We start from the raw sequence: 17,780 nt of genomic DNA, 5'->3' as shown, positions 1-17,780 counted from the left end.
TTTCGAACGCCCCGTCGCGGATCGACGTCTTACCTCGCGCAGACCGCACAGGAGTCGAGGGCCGGCCCGGCAAGGCTCGGTCCGGCTCCGTCCGTGAGGAGAGATGTATGAAGTCGTGGCGTTCTCGTATCGCCGTCGCGGTGGGCACCGCGGCACTGGCCGTTCCGCTGATGGCGAGCACGGCGTCCGCCGCCGGAACCAACCCCTGGGGCTACCGGGAGGTCGGTGGGACGAGGGACAAGCTCGAGTGTGTGCGGGACGGGCAGGAGCTCCTCGCCCAGGGATGGGTGAACTACTACTGCGACTGGGACGACCCGTTCTGGGTCCTGTGGGCCCTCCCCGCGAAGGACCAGCCGCCGACGGGAGGCTGACCGGCACGGGAAGCCGGGGCCGGCCGGTGGCCGTGGGGCCACCGGCCGCCGCGCCGTCGCCGTCCCCGGGCCGGCGTACGGGGCTCAGCCGCGCAGCTCGGCCAGCACCGCGTCCGTGAGCAGCGGCCACGCCTCGATCGCCCACGGGCCGAAGGCGCGGTCCGTCAGGGCCACGCAGGCCGCGCCCGCGTCCGGGTCCGTCCACAGGAACGTGCCGGACTGGCCGAAGTGGCCGAAGGTGCGGGGGGAGGACGAAGAGCCCGTCCAGTGCGGGGACTTGGAGTCGCGGATCTCGAAGCCGAGGCCCCAGTCGTTGGGGTTCTGGTGGCCGTAGCCCGGCAGGACGCCCTTGGTCCCCGGGTACTGGACCGTCATCGCCTCGGCGACCGTGCGCGGGTCCAGCAGGCGCGGGACCTGGAGTTCGGCGGCGAAGCGGAGCAGGTCGTCCACGGTGGAGACGCCGTCCTTGGCGGGGGAGCCGTCCAGGGTCGTCGCCGTCATGCCCAGCGGCTCCAGGACCGCCTGGCGCAGGTACTCCCCGAAGGGGATGTCCGTCGCCTTGGCGACGTGGTCGCCGAGCTGCTCGAAACCGGCGTTGGAGTACAGCCGCCGCTCCCCGGGCGGGGCCGTCACCCGGTGCTCGTCGAAGGCCAGGCCCGAGGTGTGGGCGAGCAGGTGGCGGACGGTCGCACCGGGCGGGCCGGCCGGCTCGTCCAGCTCGACGGCGCCCTCCTCGTACGCCACCAGCACCGCGTAGGCCGCCAGCGGCTTGGTGACCGACGCCAGCGGGAAGCGGTGCCCGGTCGGGCCGTGGACGCCCGCGACGGCGCCGTCGGCGCGGACCACGCCCGCGGCGGCGGTGGCCACCGGCCAGTTCTCGATCGACGCCAGACTCTTCAACGACATGGCACCGAGCCTAAGTGCTCACAGCCACAGTTCCAGCAACGGGTCGGGCTTGGGGCGAAAGCCCAGGGAGGCGTACAGCGGCGCGCCCTCGGCGGACGTGGTGAGCTGCACCCGGTCGGCGCCCCGGCCGCGGAACCAGTCCAGCAGCGCGTCCATGCAGGCTCGCGCGTAGCCCTGTCTGCGGGCGTCGGGGTCGGTGGCGACGCTGAAGACGTAGCCGACCGTGCCGAGCGGGTTGCCGGCCCGGCCGATGCGGTAGTCGAGCGTCCCGGCGACCATCGCCGCCAGCGCTTTCGGCCGCCGCGGGTGGTCCACGACGAACGCGGCGAAGTCCCCGTCCGGTTCGGCGAGCCGTGTCCGCAGCGCCGGCAGCGATCGGGCGTGCCAGTCCGTGGAACGGTCCGCCCCGGCCATCGAGTCGATCATCACCTGGCGCAGCCGAAGCACTTCCCCCGCGTCGGCGGCCCCAGCACGTCGTACGACACTCATGCCCGCACCCTAGTGCTGCGGACCCCGGCCACGTCCCCCGGTTTTCCGGTCCGACGGCCGGTTTCCGCTTGCTTGGAGTGCACTCGAAGGTCATAGCGTTGAGGCCATGACGGTGATGCCGAACACGGCCGTGGCCCTCCAGTCCGAACAGGCCCTCGCCCGCACCCGCGTCTGTTCCGCCGAGCCCCGGCGGCCCCCGCGCCCCGACGGGCAGGACCGGTACACGATCAGCGAGGTGGCCGCCTTCACCGGGCTGACGGCGCACACCCTGCGCTGGTACGAGCGGATCGGTCTGATGGCGCACGTCGACCGGTCGCACACCGGGCAGCGCCGCTACACCAACCGGGACCTGGAGTGGCTCGACCTGGTCGGCAAGCTCCGGCTGACCGGCATGCCGGTCGCCGACATGGTCAGGTACGCGGAGCTGGTGCGCGGCGGGGAGGAGACCTACGGCGAGCGGTACGAACTGCTGGAGGCGACCCGCCGCGACGTGCTGGAGCGGATGGCCCAGCTCCAGGACACGCTCGCCGTGCTGGACCTCAAGATCGGCTTCTACGCGGACGCCGGGCGCCGCCGCCACGACGCGGAGCGGGACGCGTCCCGGCAGTGACCGGCGTGATCCGAACGAGAGGCCCTACAGCTCCGCCAGCAGTTCGGCCTTCTTCACGGAGAACTCGTCGTCCGTCACCAGCCCCGCCCGGTGCAGCTCCCCGAGGTGGCGGATCCGGTCCGCGATGTCGGCCGGGTCGCGGCGTCCCGCGGCGACCGTGGTGACGGGGGCGGGCGCGGCGGCCCGCACCGCGGCCAGCACCGCCGCCGCGAACGGCAGCGACTCGTGGACCGGCCCGTAGCCGAGCCCGAACACCACCGCGGCCGGGTCCTGGTCCGGCCGCGGCGGCGCCGTGCCGGCGCCCGACGCGGCGCCCGCCTCCCGCCGCAGCAGTCTCAGGTGTCCCTCGTACACCTCCGGCGAGCGCCACCGCACCCCGCCCAGGTCGCCGACCGGGAAGCTCTGGTCGCCCGCCTTCCACTTCGCCGACGACGCCCCCGTCCACGACCAGCGGAAGCGCACCGCCGCGCCGTCGAAGGACGCCTTGCCGTCGTACGCCTTGAACCGCAGCGGCACGGCGGGCGCGGCCACCAGATGGCGGTCGGCCGGACCGGTCTCGGTGAGGCGTTCGCGCAGCTCGTCGGCGTGGTGCTCGGCGAGCGGGGCCTGTTCGGCGGGCAGCACCAGCCGGTAGGGGTCGCTGCCCTCCTTGAGCTGTCCGTCGGCCGCGTCCATCAGCGGGTCCGCGCCGGGCCTCGGCTCGGCCCGCAGCACCACGGTCCCGCGCCGGCCCGCGGTCAGCGTCACGCGCGCGAGCGCGGCCAGCGGAACCCGGCGCTCGCCGAGGGCCTGGAAGAGCTTCGGTGTCCGTATCCCCCGTTCGTACCGGATGAGCACGGAATCGGACGCGAACTCCCAGGCAGCGTGAAATCCGGTCAGTACGTCACCCATGCGGCTCATCGTAGGCGGCACGGGCTTCTTCGTCCCTCCCCGCGCGGACCGCACTTCCTGCTGTCTCTACGCGCGTCCGGCCGTCGTCGTGCCGGGCAAACCCGCCCGGCACCCGTCGTCGTCATGGGCGCACCGCACCGACCCGTACGCGCCGACGCCGATCTCGGCGAGGTTGGTGAGGCTGTCGGTGCCCGGCTCGAAGTAGCCGGCATGCCCCTTGGCGTCCCGCGCCGACAGCACCCGCGCGCCGAAGGCCCCGGAGACCGGGTCGGCGCCGTGGCCGAGGCCGCCGAGCTCCAGGTAGGGCACGTCGCGGATCCAGTCGGTGGCGTTGCGCATCGCCCACACCTGGGCGGTGGTGCGCAGAGCGGCGGCGGTCCGGGCGCGCATACCGGGGCTCGCCGCGACCGCGATGTCGGACACCCGGCCCGGCAGCGAGTGCGCCGCGAGGCCGCACAGCACCGAGCCGTAGCTGTGGCAGAACAGGGAGACGGGCGCGGCGCCGGGCAGCGCGCGCAGCAGCTTGTTCAGGCGTACGGCGCCGTCCTCGGCGCGCATCGCGGTGGCCGCGTCCACGCCGAGCCCGCTGGGCGCGGTGTAGTCGGCCCAGGCGATGACGGCCGTGCGGGTGCCGGGGCTCGCCGTGCGCTCGGCGGCGTAGAGCGACTTCGCCATGCCGTAGGGCGCCGTGTACGGGCGGTAGGTGCGGCGGAAGGTGGACAGGTCCGTGTCGACGCCGGGGACGACGACGGAGACCCGTCCGGCCCGGGGCAGGTCGCCGAAGACCTCGGCGACGCGGCCGGAGCCCTCGGGGTCGAACGCGAGGATCTGGCGGCCCGAGCCCATGAGCGCGGAGAACTGGTGCGCGCGGCGGCCGGCGTCCTGCTGGCCGGCCGGGGTGAGCCGGCTGTCGCGGGTGCGCTTCAGCTCCACCTCGCGGGCCTGGCCGAGCGCGACGCGGTTGGCCTCGTAGCGCAGCCGGACGGGGGCGCCGTTCATGTTGCCGACGGCGAGCGGGTAGCGGTGGGCGAGCCGGTCGCGGTCCTGGGCGCCGAGCGAGGCGAAGAACCGGGCGAGCCGGGCGGGGCCCGTGTCCGGGTCGGGCAGCGGGCGCCCGTGCAGGCGGCCGTGCCCCCACGCGGACAGGGAGGCCTGGAGGGCGGTGGTCCCGCGATGGCCGCGCGTGGCGGTCCAGCCGGTGGTCGCCAGCATCACGAAGACCACGGCCAGCGCGAGCAGGGCGCGCCAGACGTTGAGGGGCGGGGAGGCGTCGAAGGAAGTCACTGGGAGGACACACTAGGAGAACGGGACGGTCTCGCGGTAACCGAGTGACGGGGATCACGTTTCACGTCGCGTGACGGGAATCTCAGTCCGCACGCCTGTTCAAGATCGCCCGTCTGTACGGCAGTTCACCACCCGTCGCCCAAGTGCCCGCGCGGCGGGGGCCGGTGTCTCCCGCCGGGGGGCCGGCGCTCAGGCGTGCGCGCCGCCGCCGCGCCAGTTGCCGGTCAGCGCCGGGCCCACCTGGTCCAGATAGGAGGCCGTGAGGGTCCGTATCGCCTCCAGGCTGAAGTCCTCGCCCGTGCTCCACTGACGGCCCGTCACCCGCATCACGCCGCCGAAGACGGCCACCGCGAGGCGCGGCCGGGGGTCGGCGTCCACGTCGAGGCCCTCGCGCGCGGCGAGCAGCCGGGCGATCTCCTCCTCCGTCTCCACCGAGCGGCGCAGATACGCGGCGAGCAGCACGGGAGTGGACTCGATCACCCAGAACATGCGCAGGTACAGCTCGACGGGCACGACGCTCTCGACGGCGTCGTTGATCGTGTCCCAGCTGTCCAGCACCGCCCGGCGCAGCGCCTCCAGCGGCGCCTCCCGGGGCGGGCGGGCGCGCAGCGCCTGGACGAAGTGGGCCTCCACCGTGTCCTGCACCGCGAAGGCGGCCTCCTCCTTGCCGGGGAAGTAGCGGAAGAAGGTGCGCTGCGAGACGCCGACGGCCTCCGCGACGTCGTCGACCGTCGTCTGCTCGTACCCCTCGGTGGTGAACAGTTCGAGCGCGGCCCGCAGCAGCGCGTCGCGGGTGCGCCGCTTCTTGCGCTCGCGCAGCCCCGGGCGCGGTGCCGGCTGTGGCACCGCCTCGGCGGTCCCCGCCGTCTCCATGTGTCTCTCCGTGCTTCCGCGGCCTCTTGTGCGAACTGTTTCCCCAGTTCAGCGTATAGGAGGGTGACGTGTCAGCGACCGACTTGTGAATCGGTTTGTCGTTTGTCAGCGACTGACACTAGCCTCGAATGTATGACTAGTCAGACCACCATCGACGCAACCGGGCAGGGCGGCGGTGCGTCCGGGGATCCGTCGCACCTCGCGCCGGCCGAGGGAATGCGCGGCCATCCCTGGTTCACCCTGATCACCGTCGCCGTAGGGGTCATGATGGTGGCCCTGGACGGCACCATCGTGGCCATCGCCAACCCGGTCATCAAGGAGCACCTGGGCGCCAGCTTCGCCGACGTCCAGTGGATCACCAACGGCTACTTCCTCGCCCTCGCCGTGTCCCTGATCACGGCGGGCAAGCTCGGCGACCGCTTCGGGCACCGCCAGACCTTCCTGATCGGCGTCACCGGCTTCGCCGCCGCCTCCGGCGCCATCGGCCTGTCGAACAGCATCGCCATGGTCGTCACCTTCCGCGTCTTCCAGGGCCTGTTCGGCGCGCTGCTGATGCCGGCCGCGCTCGGTCTGCTGCGGGCCACCTTCCCGGCCGAGAAGCTCAACATGGCCATCGGCATCTGGGGCATGGTCATCGGCGCCTCCACCGCCGGCGGCCCGATCCTCGGCGGTGTCCTCGTCGAGCACGTCAACTGGCAGTCGGTGTTCTTCATCAACGTGCCCGTCGGCGCCGTCGCCCTGGTCCTGGGCGCGCTGATCCTGCTCGACCACCGCGCGCGGAACGCCCCGCGCTCCTTCGACATCCCCGGCATCGTCCTGCTGTCCGGCGCGATGTTCTGCCTGGTGTGGGCGCTCATCAAGGCGCCGACCTGGGGCTGGGGCGACGTGAAGACGTGGGCGTTCATCGCCGGGTCCGTGCTCGCCTTCGCCGCCTTCGCCTTCTGGGAGTCGAGGGTGAAGGAGCCGCTGATCCCGCTGGGGATGTTCCGCTCCGTCCCGTTGTCCGCCGGTGTCGTCCTGATGGTCCTGATGGCCATCGCGTTCATGGGCGGCCTGTTCTTCGTCACCTTCTACCTGCAGAACGTGCACGGGATGAGCCCGGTCGACGCCGGTCTGCACCTGCTGCCGCTGACCGGCATGATGATCGTCGGCTCGCCGCTCGCGGGCGCGATGATCACCAAGGTCGGTCCGCGCATCCCGCTGGCCGGCGGCATGGCGGCCACCGCGATCGCCATGTACGGCATGTCCACCCTGGACACGGACACGGGCAGCGTCACCATGTCGCTCTGGTTCGCCCTGCTCGGCCTCGGCCTCGCCCCGGTCATGGTCGGCGCCACCGAGGTCATCGTCGGCAACGCGCCGATGGAGCTCTCCGGTGTGGCCGGCGGCCTCCAGCAGGCCGCCATGCAGATCGGCGGCAGCCTGGGCACGGCCGTCCTGGGCGCCGTGATGGTCTCCAAGGTCGACAGCGACCTGGCGGGCAACTGGAAGGACGCCGGGCTTCCGCCGCTCACCCCGGAACAGACGGCCCAGGCCTCCGAGGCCGTCCAGGTCGGCATCGCGCCCGTGCCCAAGGGCACGCCGGAGGCGGTCGCCGCGAAGATCACCGCCGTCGCGCACGACACGTTCATCTCCGGCATGAGCCTCGCCTCGCTCGTCGCCGCCGGTGTCGCGGTCGTGGCCGTCCTGGTCGCGCTGCTCACCAAGCGCGGGGCGAACGCGGAGGCGGGCGCGGGCGTCGGCCACATCTGACGTCCCGGGCCGGTGGACCGTCCGGGTCCGCCGGCCGCCTTCTTCCTCCGGTTCGCCTATCAGGGTGACGCCGTCCAGGACCGCTCGCCCCCGGCTCGCGCCACAGGTGACAGTGGGTCAAGTACTCCGCAGGGGACGGAGGAAGGGCCGCCGGGGCGCGCTGCCGGAGGGGGGCAGCGCGCCACACGGTGCGAGACGGGATTGACAGACCTGTCCGGGGTACCCGCACCTGAGAACCCCCAGAACACCAACTCGACCCGGGGTTCGAGGAGTTGATGATGGCGGGCTTCGGAAACGGAACGCGCGCACACCCCCGTTCACGTGGCCGGACGTGGTCCCGAGGGGGGTCCCCCCTGCACGAGCGGAGCCGAGTGCTCGGGGGAGGGTTGGACAGCGCGACGCTCGGGATCGTCGGAACCGTCTGCGCGATCGCCGGATTCTTCGCGCTGGGCATCGTCCTGGGGCCGGCGGCGGTCGTCTGCGGCTGGCTGGCGATGGGCCGCAGCTGGACGGGAGCCGACCGCTCGGTGCCCGCCCTGGTCGCCGTCGTCCTCGGCGCCATCGACACGCTCCTGGCCGTCATCTGGCTGGCCGGGGCGGCGAGCTGGGGCAACGGCATGCTCTGACCCCGAGGCGCTCCGGAACGCGACCGGGCCCCCGTCCTCATCGTGAGGCGGGGGCCCGGCGCCGTTCCCGGAAGGCCGGCGCGCTACGCGTCGCCGCCCGCCGCGCCCGGGTCGGCCGCCGCCACGTCGAGCAGCTGGTAGCGGTCGATCGCCTGCTTGAGCACCGACCGGTCCACCTTCCCCTCGCGCGCCAGCTCGGTCAGCACGCCCACCACGATCGAGGGGGCGTCGATGTGGAAGAACCGCCGGGCCGCCCCGCGGGTGTCGGCGAAGCCGAAGCCGTCGGCGCCCAGCGACTGGTACGTTCCCGGCACCCACCGCGCGATCTGGTCCGGCACCGAGCGCATCCAGTCCGAGACGGCCACGAACGGCCCCTCGGCCCCGCTCAGCTTCCGCGTCACCCACGGCACCCGCTGCTCCTCCTCGGGGTGCAGCAGGTTGTGCTCCTCGCACGCCACGGCCTCGCGCCGCAGCTCGTTCCAGGAGGTCGCCGACCAGACGTCGGCCCTGACGTTCCAGTCCGCGGCGAGGAGCCGCTGCGCCTCCAGGGCCCACGGCACCGCCACGCCGGACGCCATGATCTGGGCCGCGACCTCGCCCGCGGTGCCCACGGAGATCCGGTGGACGCCCTTGAGGATGCCCTCCACGTCCACGTCCGCCGGTTCGGCCGGCTGCTGGATCGGCTCGTTGTAGACGGTGAGGTAGTAGAAGACGTCCTCGCCGTGCGGGTGCCGCTCGTCGCCGCCGTACATCCGGCGCAGGCCGTCCTGCACGATGTGCGCGATCTCGTAGGCGTACGCCGGGTCGTAGGCCACGCACGCCGGGTTGGTCGAGGCGAGCAGCTGCGAGTGGCCGTCGGCGTGCTGAAGTCCCTCACCGGTCAGGGTCGTGCGTCCGGCGGTCGCGCCCAGGACGAAGCCGCGCGCCAGCTGGTCGGCCATCTGCCAGAACTGGTCGCCGGTGCGCTGGAAACCGAACATCGAGTAGAAGACGTAGACCGGGATCAGCGGCTCGCCGTGGGTGGCGTAGGCCGAGCCCGCCGCGATCGCGGAGGCCGTGCAGCCCGACTCCGAGATGCCGTCGTGCAGCATCTGCCCGGTCGGCGACTCCTTGTACGCGAGCAGCAGGTCGCGGTCCACGGACTCGTACTGCTGGCCGAGCGGGTTGTAGATCTTCGCGCTCGGGAAGAACGAGTCCATGCCGAAGGTGCGGTACTCGTCCGGCGCGATCAGCACGAACCGCCTGCCGAGCTCCCTGTCCCGCATGAGGTCCTTCAGCAGCCGCACGAACGCCATGGTGGTGGCGATGGACTGCTGGCCCGAGCCCCTCTTCACGGACGCGTACGCCTTGTCGTCCGGCAGCGCGAGCGGCTTCGCGCGCACGACGCGGGTCGGGACGTAGCCGCCGCACTGCTTGCGGCGGTCGTGCATGTACTGGATCTCGTCCGAGTCCCGGCCCGGGTGGTAGTACGGCGGCGGGCCGGACTCCAGCTCCTTGTCGGAGATCGGCAGGTGCAGCCGGTCCCGGAACCGCTTGAGGTCCTCCACCGTCAGCTTCTTCATCTGGTGGGTGGCGTTGCGGCCCTCGAAGTTCGGGCCGAGCGTCCAGCCCTTGACCGTCTTGGCGAGGATGACCGTGGGCTGGCCCTTGTGCTCCACGGCCGCCTTGAAGGCCGCGTAGATCTTGCGGTGGTCGTGACCGCCGCGGCCCAGCATCAGGATCTGGTGGTCGGTCATGTTCTCGACCATCGCGCGCAGCCGGTGGTCGTCGCCGAAGAAGTGGTCGCGGATGTAGGCGCCGGACTCGGTGGCGTAGGTCTGGAACTGGCCGTCCGGGGTGGTGTTCATCCGGTTGACCAGCACGCCGTCGCGGTCCTGCGCGAGCAGCGGGTCCCAGGAGCGGTCCCAGATCAGCTTGATCACGTTCCAGCCGGCGCCGCGGAAGACCGACTCCAGCTCCTGGATGATCTTGCCGTTGCCGCGCACCGGGCCGTCCAGGCGCTGGAGGTTGCAGTTGACCACGAAGGTCAGGTTGTCCAGGTTCTCGCGGGCGGCGATGGACAGCTGGCCGAGCGACTCCGGCTCGTCCATCTCGCCGTCGCCGAGGAAGGCCCACACGTGCGAGTCGGAGGTGTCGGCGATCCCGCGCGCCTGCATGTAGCGGTTCATCCGGGCCTGGTAGATCGCCCCGATCGGGCCGAGGCCCATGGAGACGGTGGGGAACTCCCAGAAGTCCGGCATCGAGCGCGGGTGCGGGTAACTCGACAGGCCGTAGGGCGCCTTGGACTTCTCCTGGCGGAAGCCGTCCAGGTGGCGTTCGGTGAGCCGGTCCAGCAGATAGGCGCGCGCGTAGATGCCGGGCGAGGCGTGGCCCTGGAAGAAGACCTGGTCGCCGCCGCGGCCGTCGTCCTTGCCGCGGAAGAAGTGGTTGAAGCCGACGTCGTAGAGCGAGGCGGAGGAGGCGAAGGTGGCGATGTGGCCGCCGACGCCGATCCCGGGGCGCTGGGCGCGGGAGACCATCACCGCGGCGTTCCAGCGGGTCGCGTTGAGGATCTTGCGCTCGATCTCCTCGTTGCCCGGGAAGAACGGCTCGCTCTTGGTGGGGATGGTGTTGACGTAGTCCGTGGAGCGCATCTCCGGGACGGCCACGCGCTTCTCCCGGGCGCGTTCGATCAGCCGGAGCATGAGGTAGCGGGCCCGCTCCCGGCCCCGCTCGTCGACGGCGGCGTCGAGCGAGTCGAGCCACTCCTGGGTCTCCTCGGGATCGAAGTCAGGAACCTGACTCGGAAGGCCGCCAATGATGATCGGGTTTCGATCGGATCCGGAAGCCACGCTGTTCCTTACCTGTCAGAGGGCGACTTTTCTGGTTTGTGCTCGGGTCGTGCGGGTTGTCATCCTGTGCCTGAACCATTCCCCATCGTGTACCTCGCAACTGGCAAAGTCATCTCTACCGAGGGGTAGAAGGACGTACTCGGGGCCGTCGGCCGCGACCCCCGGGGTTGCCGACCGGGCGAAACGGACACAATGGTGTGGTGTACGTCACCGCGGGTCGGGATACGGTGTCAGGAGTTGCGGCGACACAGCCGGGAACGTCACCGTTTCGGCGGTCCGAACCGCCGGGTACTTGCGCGATCCGGCCCGCCCGTGTGGACTACGGCCAACGCTTCGCGCACGCGCGAGGCCGAAGACCCAATCGCAACATGATCAGGAGGCAACCCGTGAGCGCGACCGCGGACCACGCGGAGGAGCGGACCAACCCGGCCGGCAGGCTGGGTTTCCAGCCCGGACAGGTGGTCCAGGAGATCGGCTACGACGACGACGTCGACCAGGAGCTCCGCGAGTCCATCGAGGAAGTCATCGGCAGTGAGCTCGTCGACGAGGACTACGACGACGTTGCCGACGCCGTGGTGCTGTGGTTCCGCGACGAGGACGGCGACCTGACGGACGCGCTGGTCGACACGCTGAGCTTCCTCGACGAGGGCGGAGTGATCCTGCTCCTGACGCCGAAGACCGGCCGGGACGGATACGTCGAGCCCAGTGACATCGGCGACGCCGCGACGACCGCCGGTCTGTCGCAGACCAAGAGCGTCAACGTGGGCAAGGACTGGAACGGCACCAGGCTGCTCACGCCGAAGGCGGCCAAGTCCAAGAAGTAGTTTCCCGGGCGTCCGGCACGCCCACCGTCCCGGCGGACGGGCCGATACGTCGGCCCGTCCGCCGGTCCGTGGTGATCGCTGCGTAGGGTGGTCCCACCCGAACAGCCCCACCGAAGGGAAGCAGGACGATGGCGATCCAGGTCGGAGACAAGGCGCCCGACTTCGAGCTCAAGGACAACCACGGCCGCACCGTGCGGTTGTCCGACTTCCGCGGCGAGAAGAACGTCGTACTGCTGTTCTACCCGTTCGCCTTCACCGGCGTGTGCACCGGCGAGCTGTGCGCGCTGCGCGACAACCTGCCGAAGTTCGTCAACGACGACACCCAGCTGCTCGCCGTCTCCAACGACTCCATCCACACCCTGCGCGTCTTCGCCGAGCAGGAGGGGCTCGAGTACCCGCTGCTCAGCGACTTCTGGCCGCACGGCGCCGCCTCGCGCGACTACGGCGTCCTCGACGAGGACAAGGGCTGCGCCGTGCGCGGCACCTTCGTCATCGACAAGGAGAGCGTCGTGCGCTGGACGGTGGTCAACGCCCTGCCGGACGCCCGCGACCTGAACGACTACGTGAAGGCCCTCGACACCCTCTGATCCGGCGTCCCCGACGCGTTCGGCCGCACGACCTGCCGGTTACGGGAACCCGTCACTAGGATCGAGACGTTGATCCCATATCCGATGCACGACGGGGCTCCCCGCCCCCGGACACCAATGGAGGACTCGTGGGAGTCAGCCTCAGCAAGGGCGGCAACGTATCGCTGACGAAGGAGGCGCCGGGCCTGACCGCGGTCCTCGTCGGCCTGGGCTGGGACGCCCGCACCACCACCGGCACCGACTTCGACCTGGACGCCAGCGCACTGCTGCTGAACGCGGCCGGCAAGGTCGGCAGCGACCAGAACTTCGTGTTCTTCAACAACCTCAAGAGCCCCGACGGCTCGGTCGAGCACACCGGCGACAACCTCACCGGTGAGGGCGAGGGCGACGACGAGGTCATCAAGGTCGACCTGGCCGGCGTCCCGGCCGACGTCGACAAGATCGTCTTCCCGGTCTCGATCTACGACGCCGAGAACCGCCAGCAGTCCTTCGGCCAGGTGCGCAACGCCTACATCCGCGTGGTCAACCAGGCCGGCGGCGCGGAGATCGCCCGCTACGACCTCTCGGAGGACGCCTCCACCGAGACCGCCATGGTCTTCGGCGAGCTGTACCGCAACGGCGCGGAGTGGAAGTTCCGCGCCATCGGCCAGGGCTACGCCTCGGGTCTGCGCGGCATCGCCCAGGACTTCGGCGTCAACGTCTGAGCCGAACGACCGGGGCCGCGGGGCCCCACGCTCAGCAACCCATGGGCGACCAGAACGCCTGACCGTCCGGCGCCGCGCGTTTCCGCGCGGCGCCGGACGCGCAGGACAACCAGAAGCGCACCATCCCCGGGGAGGACCAGCATCATGGGCGTCACACTCGCCAAGGGGGGCAACGTCTCCCTGTCCAAGGCCGCACCCAACCTGACCAACGTCATGATCGGTCTCGGCTGGGACGCGCGCTCCACCACCGGAGCCCCCTTCGACCTCGACGCCAGCGCGCTGCTGTGCTCGGCCGGCAACCGGGTCATGGGCGACGAGTGGTTCGTCTTCTACAACCAGCTCACGAGCCCCGACGGCTCCGTCGAGCACACCGGCGACAACCTCACCGGTGAGGGCGAGGGCGACGACGAGTCGATCCTGGTGGACCTCGGCAAGGTGCCGGCGCAGTGCGAGAAGATCGTCTTCCCGGTCTCGATCCACATGGCCGACGAGCGCGGCCAGACCTTCGGACAGGTCTCCAACGCCTTCATCCGCGTGGTCAACCAGGCCGACGGCCAGGAGCTCGCCCGCTACGACCTGAGCGAGGACGCCTCCACCGAAACGGCCATGATCTTCGGCGAGCTCTACCGCTACCAGGGCGAGTGGAAGTTCCGGGCGGTGGGACAGGGGTACGCGTCCGGACTGCGCGGCATCGCTCTAGACTTCGGAGTCAACGTTTCGTAAAAAGCCGGGTACGGCGACGGGGGAGACCCGTACGCAGGCGACGGGGGAACCCGTACACATACGGATTGGGTAGCCAGTGCTTCTGAAAACCTTCGGCTGGTCGTTCGCGATCACCGTACTCGGCTTGATCGCCGCGGTCTTCTACGGGGGATGGACCGCCTTCGGCGTGGTGGCGATCCTCGCCGTCCTGGAGATCTCGCTGTCGTTCGACAACGCGGTGGTCAACGCCGGGATCCTGAAGAAGATGAACGCCTTCTGGCAGAAGATCTTCCTCACGGTCGGCGTGCTCATCGCCGTCTTCGGCATGCGTCTGGTCTTCCCCGTCGTCATCGTCGCCATCACCGCCAAGATGGGACCGATCGAGGCCGTCCACCTCGCGTTCAGCGACAAGGACCGCTACCAGCAACTGGTGACGGACGCCCATCCGGCGATCGCCGCCTTCGGCGGCATGTTCCTGCTGATGATCTTCCTCGACTTCATCTTCGAGGACCGGGACATCCAGTGGCTGCGCTGGATCGAGCGGCCGCTGGCCAAGCTCGGCAAGGTCGACATGCTGTCGGTCTGCATCGCCCTGATCGTCCTGCTGATCACCTCCTTCACCTTCGCCACCCACGCCCACCAGCACGGCGGCGCGCACGTCGACAAGGCGCAGACGGTCCTGATCGCCGGCATCGCCGGTCTGATCACCTACATGATCGTCGGCGGTCTGTCCGGATTCTTCGAGGACAAGCTGGAGGAAGAGGAGGAGCGCGAGCACGAGGAGGAGGAAGAGGCCGCCCGCACCGGCAAGAAGAAGCCCGCGGTGGTGCTGGCCGGCCAGGCCGCGTTCTTCATGTTCCTCTACCTCGAGGTGCTGGACGCGTCCTTCTCCTTCGACGGTGTGATCGGCGCCTTCGCCATCACCAACGACATCGTCATGATGGCCCTCGGCCTCGGCATCGGCGCCATGTACGTCCGGTCGCTGACCGTCTACCTGGTCCGCCAGGGCACCCTCGACGACTACGTCTACCTGGAGCACGGCGCCCACTACGCGATCGGCGCGCTGGCCGTGATCCTCATGGTCACCATCCAGTACGAGATCAACGAGGTGATCACCGGTCTGGTCGGCGTGATCCTGATCGCCTGGTCCTTCTGGTCCTCCGTGCGCCGCAACCGCGCGCTGGCGGCCGAGGAGGGCACGGCGGGCCCGGGCGAGCACACCGAGGTCCAGTCAGGGGTGTGACGGCCCACCCCCCTGGGGACGCTTCGAGCGGGGCGGCCGGCGAGGACGACGGCGAGCGGTGCGAGCCGCGTCCTCGGGCCGCCCCGCCGGCATGTGTGCGGGGTGGTGAGCGCGGTGAAGGTGGGGGGACATGGGTTTCCTGGACGGTCTGCTGGGCGGGCGCGCGGCCGAGTTCGACTCGGGCAGCGCCGCGTCCAACGCGATCGAACTGACCAAACGGCACCACCAGGTGTCGCTGACCAAGCAGGGCGCGGCCACCGGGCACCTGCGCATCAACCTGACCTGGCGGATGCGCACCTCCGACATCGGCGGCTCCACCCGCGAGAGCCTGCTGCGCCACCCGCTGCGGGCGCTCAAGCCGCCGGAGGTCATGGGACACAGCCAGTCCATGGTCAACGTCGACCTCGACCTCGGCTGCATGTACGAGCTGGCCGACGGCACCAAGGGCGTGGTGCAGCCGCTGGGCGGCTTCCTCGGCGACGTGAACTCACCGCCGTACGTCAAGCTGAGCGGCGACGACCGGTTCGGCTCGGGAACCGGTGAGACGATCTACGTCAACCTCGACCACCGGGACGACATCAGACGGCTGCTGGTCTTCGTCTACATCTACGACCAGACGCCGGCCTTCGACCGTACCCACGCCATCGTCACGCTCTACCCGAGCAACGGCCCCCGCATCGAGATCGGCCTCGACGAGCGCCAGCCGCAGGCCCGCTCGTGCGCGGTCGTCCTGATCGAGAACGTCAAGGGCGAGCTCGTCGTGCGCCGCGAGGTCAAGTTCGTCTACGGCTTCCAGGCGGAGCTGGACCGCCTCTACGGCTGGGGCCTCCAATGGGGCCGGGGCTACAAGAACAACGCCCACTGACCCCCGCGGCCCGCTTCACCGCCCGATGAACTGAGGCCCCTGCGGCGGCAGCCGGAACTCCGGGTCGGGCGCCACCGCGGGCGCGGGCGGATACCCGTACCCCGACGGCGGATACCCGTAGGCGGGCCCTCCCGAAGCGGCCCCCGCCACCCCCGTGGCCGCCGCGGCCGTGGCCGGCACCGCCGCGGTGACCGCGGTCGAGCCACCCACCGCCTGCGGGTACCCGTACGTGGGCTGCTCCGGCGGCAACGGCTGAGCGGCGGACGCGGCAGCTCCCTCGCCGCCGTCGTCCCCACCGGCCTCCTCGGCCTCGTCCACCGATATCCCGAAGTCGGTCGCGAGCCCCTTCAGCCCGTTCGAATAGCCCTCACCGAGCGCCCGGAACTTCCACCCCTCGCCCCGCCGGTACAGCTCCCCGCAGATCAGCGCGGTCTCCTGCCCGGTCTCCGGCTTGATGTCGAAGTACGCCAGCGGCTCCCCGTCGGCGACCGTCGCGTCGTACAGCAGGATGCTCAGCGTCCGCACCCGGTCGAAGGCGACGCCGTCCGCCGAGGCGACGACCAGGATCCGCCCCACCGCGGGCTCGACCCCGGCCAGGTCCGTCTGCACCGTGTCGGTCAGGCCGTCCGCGTCCCGTCGCTTGCCCAGCCGCCAGACCGTCCCGGAGGGGTGCCGGGGCTGGTTGTAGAAGACGAAGTCCTCGTCGGAGCGCACACGACCGCCGGGGCCGAGGAGCAGCGCCGAGGCGTCGACGTCCGGCACCCCCTGTCCCGGCGTCCAGCGCACCACCGCCCGTACCGTGGTGGTCTCCAGCGGGACGTTCGACCCCTTCGACATCGCGTGCGTCATGCGGTCATCCTGCCTTCTCGGTCCTGGCCACGACAACGCGGGTGCGGGCCGCCGACACCTGGACGTCCGGCTGCGTTACCAGAAATTCATGCCCCCTGGGAACTGATGCCATTGATTCGTACGTACTATTACCGGCCACCTTTTCGCACTTGCCGTCACTACGGGGGAGCTATATGCGTCATTTCGGGCACCTTGCTCCTGAGGTGCGGCAGCACCTCTTCCACCGGGAGCCCTGCGAGTTCACGGCCGACTCCCCGGCGAGACTGCTCGCCGCGGCCCTGGGCGCCACGCTCTACAGCCCCGCCACCCGCCCGCGCCTGGCCGACGACATCCTCAAACAGGCCGCCTCTGGCGTGATCTCGATGGTGCTCTGCCTGGAGGACTCCATCGACGACGCGGAGGTGGAGCAGGGCGAGGAGAACCTCGTCCGGCACTTCGCCGACCTGGCCGCCCGCCCCGACGCCCGCCTCCCCCTGCTGTTCATCCGGGTCCGCGCCCCCGGACAGATCCCCGACCTGGTGCGGCGCCTGGGGCCGTCCGTGCGGCTGCTGTCCGGGTTCGTGCTGCCCAAGTTCACCGGCGAGCGCGGGCTGCCGTTCCTGGAGGCGCTGGAGAGCGCCGAGAGCGCGAGCGGCCGGCGCCTGTTCGCCATGCCGGTCCTGGAGTCGCCCGAGTTGCTGTACCGGGAGTCGCGCGTGGAGACCCTGGAGGGGATCTTCCGCGTGGTCGACAAGTACCGGGACCGGGTGCTCGCGCTCCGCCTCGGCGTGACCGACTTCTGCTCCTCCTACGGACTGCGCCGGGCCCCCGACATGACGGCCTACGACGTCCAGGTCGTCGCCTCCGTCATCGCCGACGTGGTGAACATGCTGGGCCGCGCCGACGGCACCGGCTTCACGGTCACCGGACCGGTGTGGGAGTACTTCCGGGCACAGAAGCGCATGTTCAAGCCCCAGTTGCGGCAGAGTCCCTTCCTTGAGGTGCAGGCGGTCGAGCTGCGCGAGAAACTGATCGAACACGCGATGGACGGGCTGCTGCGGGAGATCTCCCTGGACCAGGCGAACGGGCTGCTGGGCAAGACCTGCATCCACCCCTCCCACGTCCTGCCCGTGCACGCCCTGTCGGTGGTCAGCCACGAGGAGTACAGCGACGCGGCGGACATCCTGCGGCCCGAGCGCGGCGGTGGGGGCGTCATGAGGTCGGCGTACACCAACAAGATGAACGAGGTGAAGCCGCACCGCGCCTGGGCCGAGCGGACCCTGCTGCGCGCCGAGGTCTTCGGCGTCGCCCGGGAGGACGTGGGCTTCGTGGAACTGCTCGCCGCCGGCATACCCGGCTGACCCCGCACCGTGCCCCACCCCGCACGCACCGTG

At 70.8% G+C, this 17,780-nt stretch carries 18 protein-coding genes; 11 read left to right on the top strand and 7 right to left on the bottom strand.

The genetic code is table 11. From position 1 onward, the window contains the following. Nucleotides 1-107 precede the first annotated feature (107 nt). Nucleotides 108-371 (top strand): hypothetical protein, encoded by a 264-nt coding sequence (locus tag ACH5A8_RS02805; RefSeq protein WP_398997204.1) that lies wholly within the window; start codon nt 108-110, stop codon nt 369-371. A gap of 84 nt (nt 372-455) precedes the next feature. Here the strand turns inward: ACH5A8_RS02805 and ACH5A8_RS02800 are convergent, their stop codons facing one another. Together ACH5A8_RS02800 and ACH5A8_RS02795 are read right to left on the bottom strand one after the other, a co-directional pair. After that, complete coding sequence (locus tag ACH5A8_RS02800; RefSeq protein ID WP_398997202.1) at nt 456-1,277, bottom strand: serine hydrolase domain-containing protein; 822 nt, start codon at nt 1,275-1,277, stop codon at nt 456-458. A gap of 18 nt (nt 1,278-1,295) precedes the next feature. Beyond that, nucleotides 1,296-1,766: a GNAT family N-acetyltransferase gene (locus ACH5A8_RS02795; RefSeq protein WP_398997200.1), complete on the bottom strand. Its 471-nt coding sequence runs from the start codon at nt 1,764-1,766 to the stop codon at nt 1,296-1,298. A gap of 106 nt (nt 1,767-1,872) precedes the next feature. Here ACH5A8_RS02795 and ACH5A8_RS02790 point away from each other — a divergent pair, with 106 nt between their 5' ends. Continuing rightward, a complete protein-coding gene (locus tag ACH5A8_RS02790; RefSeq protein ID WP_398997198.1) occupies nt 1,873-2,376 on the top strand; it encodes a MerR family transcriptional regulator in 504 nt (167 codons plus the stop codon). Between the two features lie 24 nt (nt 2,377-2,400). On the opposite strand, the gene ACH5A8_RS02785 is transcribed toward ACH5A8_RS02790, so the two are convergent. The 3 genes from ACH5A8_RS02785 to ACH5A8_RS02775 form a co-directional block, all read right to left on the bottom strand. Then, nucleotides 2,401-3,267 (bottom strand): DUF4429 domain-containing protein, encoded by an 867-nt coding sequence (locus ACH5A8_RS02785; protein WP_398997197.1) that lies wholly within the window; start codon nt 3,265-3,267, stop codon nt 2,401-2,403. A 66-nt stretch (nt 3,268-3,333) separates the two neighbouring features. Then, nucleotides 3,334-4,551 (bottom strand): alpha/beta hydrolase, encoded by a 1,218-nt coding sequence (locus ACH5A8_RS02780; RefSeq protein ID WP_398997194.1) that lies wholly within the window; start codon nt 4,549-4,551, stop codon nt 3,334-3,336. A gap of 189 nt (nt 4,552-4,740) precedes the next feature. Then, nucleotides 4,741-5,424, bottom strand: coding sequence for a TetR family transcriptional regulator (locus tag ACH5A8_RS02775; protein WP_398997192.1), 684 nt, complete (start codon nt 5,422-5,424; stop codon nt 4,741-4,743). 132 nt (nt 5,425-5,556) lie between these two features. Between ACH5A8_RS02775 and ACH5A8_RS02770 the strand changes: the two genes are divergently transcribed. Continuing rightward, complete coding sequence (locus tag ACH5A8_RS02770) at nt 5,557-7,176, top strand: MFS transporter (RefSeq protein ID WP_398997190.1); 1,620 nt, start codon at nt 5,557-5,559, stop codon at nt 7,174-7,176. Between the two features lie 275 nt (nt 7,177-7,451). Continuing rightward, nucleotides 7,452-7,802, top strand: coding sequence for a small hydrophobic protein (locus tag ACH5A8_RS02765; protein ID WP_398997189.1), 351 nt, complete (start codon nt 7,452-7,454; stop codon nt 7,800-7,802). A gap of 83 nt (nt 7,803-7,885) precedes the next feature. Here ACH5A8_RS02765 and aceE read toward each other — a convergent pair whose 3' ends face one another. Further along, entirely contained in the window at nt 7,886-10,633 is a 2,748-nt protein-coding gene (gene aceE, locus ACH5A8_RS02760; RefSeq protein WP_398997187.1) for a pyruvate dehydrogenase (acetyl-transferring), homodimeric type, read from the bottom strand. Nucleotides 10,634-11,019: 386 nt separating this feature from the next. Here aceE and ACH5A8_RS02755 point away from each other — a divergent pair, with 386 nt between their 5' ends. From ACH5A8_RS02755 to ACH5A8_RS02730, 6 genes are all read left to right on the top strand, one after another. Then, nucleotides 11,020-11,457 carry a DUF3052 domain-containing protein gene (locus ACH5A8_RS02755; RefSeq protein WP_398997185.1) on the top strand — a complete coding sequence of 146 codons (438 nt, stop codon included), beginning with the start codon at nt 11,020-11,022 and terminating at the stop codon, nt 11,455-11,457. Nucleotides 11,458-11,585: 128 nt separating this feature from the next. Beyond that, nucleotides 11,586-12,044: a peroxiredoxin gene (locus ACH5A8_RS02750; protein ID WP_398997183.1), complete on the top strand. Its 459-nt coding sequence runs from the start codon at nt 11,586-11,588 to the stop codon at nt 12,042-12,044. A 128-nt stretch (nt 12,045-12,172) separates the two neighbouring features. Further along, nucleotides 12,173-12,748: a TerD family protein gene (locus tag ACH5A8_RS02745; RefSeq protein WP_398997181.1), complete on the top strand. Its 576-nt coding sequence runs from the start codon at nt 12,173-12,175 to the stop codon at nt 12,746-12,748. A gap of 144 nt (nt 12,749-12,892) precedes the next feature. After that, on the top strand, nt 12,893-13,471 hold the full coding sequence (locus tag ACH5A8_RS02740; protein ID WP_398997179.1) for a TerD family protein: 579 nt from the start codon (nt 12,893-12,895) through the stop codon (nt 13,469-13,471). 76 nt (nt 13,472-13,547) lie between these two features. Then, nucleotides 13,548-14,693, top strand: coding sequence for a DUF475 domain-containing protein (locus ACH5A8_RS02735; RefSeq protein WP_398997176.1), 1,146 nt, complete (start codon nt 13,548-13,550; stop codon nt 14,691-14,693). 130 nt (nt 14,694-14,823) lie between these two features. Next, a complete protein-coding gene (locus ACH5A8_RS02730; RefSeq protein ID WP_398997174.1) occupies nt 14,824-15,558 on the top strand; it encodes a Tellurium resistance in 735 nt (244 codons plus the stop codon). 15 nt (nt 15,559-15,573) lie between these two features. Here ACH5A8_RS02730 and ACH5A8_RS02725 read toward each other — a convergent pair whose 3' ends face one another. Next, nucleotides 15,574-16,407 (bottom strand): TerD family protein, encoded by an 834-nt coding sequence (locus ACH5A8_RS02725; protein ID WP_398997172.1) that lies wholly within the window; start codon nt 16,405-16,407, stop codon nt 15,574-15,576. A 173-nt stretch (nt 16,408-16,580) separates the two neighbouring features. On the opposite strand from ACH5A8_RS02725, the gene ACH5A8_RS02720 reads away from it, so the two are divergent. Next, nucleotides 16,581-17,747 (top strand): HpcH/HpaI aldolase/citrate lyase family protein, encoded by a 1,167-nt coding sequence (locus ACH5A8_RS02720; protein ID WP_398997169.1) that lies wholly within the window; start codon nt 16,581-16,583, stop codon nt 17,745-17,747. The last annotated feature ends 33 nt before the right edge of the window (nt 17,748-17,780 follow it).

It is taken from the genome of Streptomyces sp. NPDC018610, assembly GCF_044391765.1.
GTDB lineage: Bacteria > Actinomycetota > Actinomycetes > Streptomycetales > Streptomycetaceae > Streptomyces.
This window is presented reverse-complemented; position numbering and strand designations above follow the sequence as displayed.

Bases quoted from the DNA above. Each gene is read 5' to 3' on its own strand.
- ACH5A8_RS02805 (WP_398997204.1), top strand. From the start codon at position 108: ATGAAGTCGTGGCGTTCTCGTATCGCCGTCGCGGTGGGCACCGCGGCA.
- ACH5A8_RS02730 (WP_398997174.1), top strand. From the start codon at position 14,824: ATGGGTTTCCTGGACGGTCTGCTGGGCGGGCGCGCGGCCGAGTTCGAC.
- ACH5A8_RS02795 (WP_398997200.1), bottom strand. From the start codon at position 1,766: ATGAGTGTCGTACGACGTGCTGGGGCCGCCGACGCGGGGGAAGTGCTT.
- ACH5A8_RS02785 (WP_398997197.1), bottom strand. From the start codon at position 3,267: ATGGGTGACGTACTGACCGGATTTCACGCTGCCTGGGAGTTCGCGTCC.
- ACH5A8_RS02790 (WP_398997198.1), top strand. From the start codon at position 1,873: ATGACGGTGATGCCGAACACGGCCGTGGCCCTCCAGTCCGAACAGGCC.
- ACH5A8_RS02725 (WP_398997172.1), bottom strand. From the start codon at position 16,407: ATGACGCACGCGATGTCGAAGGGGTCGAACGTCCCGCTGGAGACCACC.
- ACH5A8_RS02750 (WP_398997183.1), top strand. From the start codon at position 11,586: ATGGCGATCCAGGTCGGAGACAAGGCGCCCGACTTCGAGCTCAAGGAC.
- ACH5A8_RS02740 (WP_398997179.1), top strand. From the start codon at position 12,893: ATGGGCGTCACACTCGCCAAGGGGGGCAACGTCTCCCTGTCCAAGGCC.
- ACH5A8_RS02800 (WP_398997202.1), bottom strand. From the start codon at position 1,277: ATGTCGTTGAAGAGTCTGGCGTCGATCGAGAACTGGCCGGTGGCCACC.
- ACH5A8_RS02770 (WP_398997190.1), top strand. From the start codon at position 5,557: ATGACTAGTCAGACCACCATCGACGCAACCGGGCAGGGCGGCGGTGCG.
- ACH5A8_RS02720 (WP_398997169.1), top strand. From the start codon at position 16,581: ATGCGTCATTTCGGGCACCTTGCTCCTGAGGTGCGGCAGCACCTCTTC.
- ACH5A8_RS02775 (WP_398997192.1), bottom strand. From the start codon at position 5,424: ATGGAGACGGCGGGGACCGCCGAGGCGGTGCCACAGCCGGCACCGCGC.
- ACH5A8_RS02765 (WP_398997189.1), top strand. From the start codon at position 7,452: ATGATGGCGGGCTTCGGAAACGGAACGCGCGCACACCCCCGTTCACGT.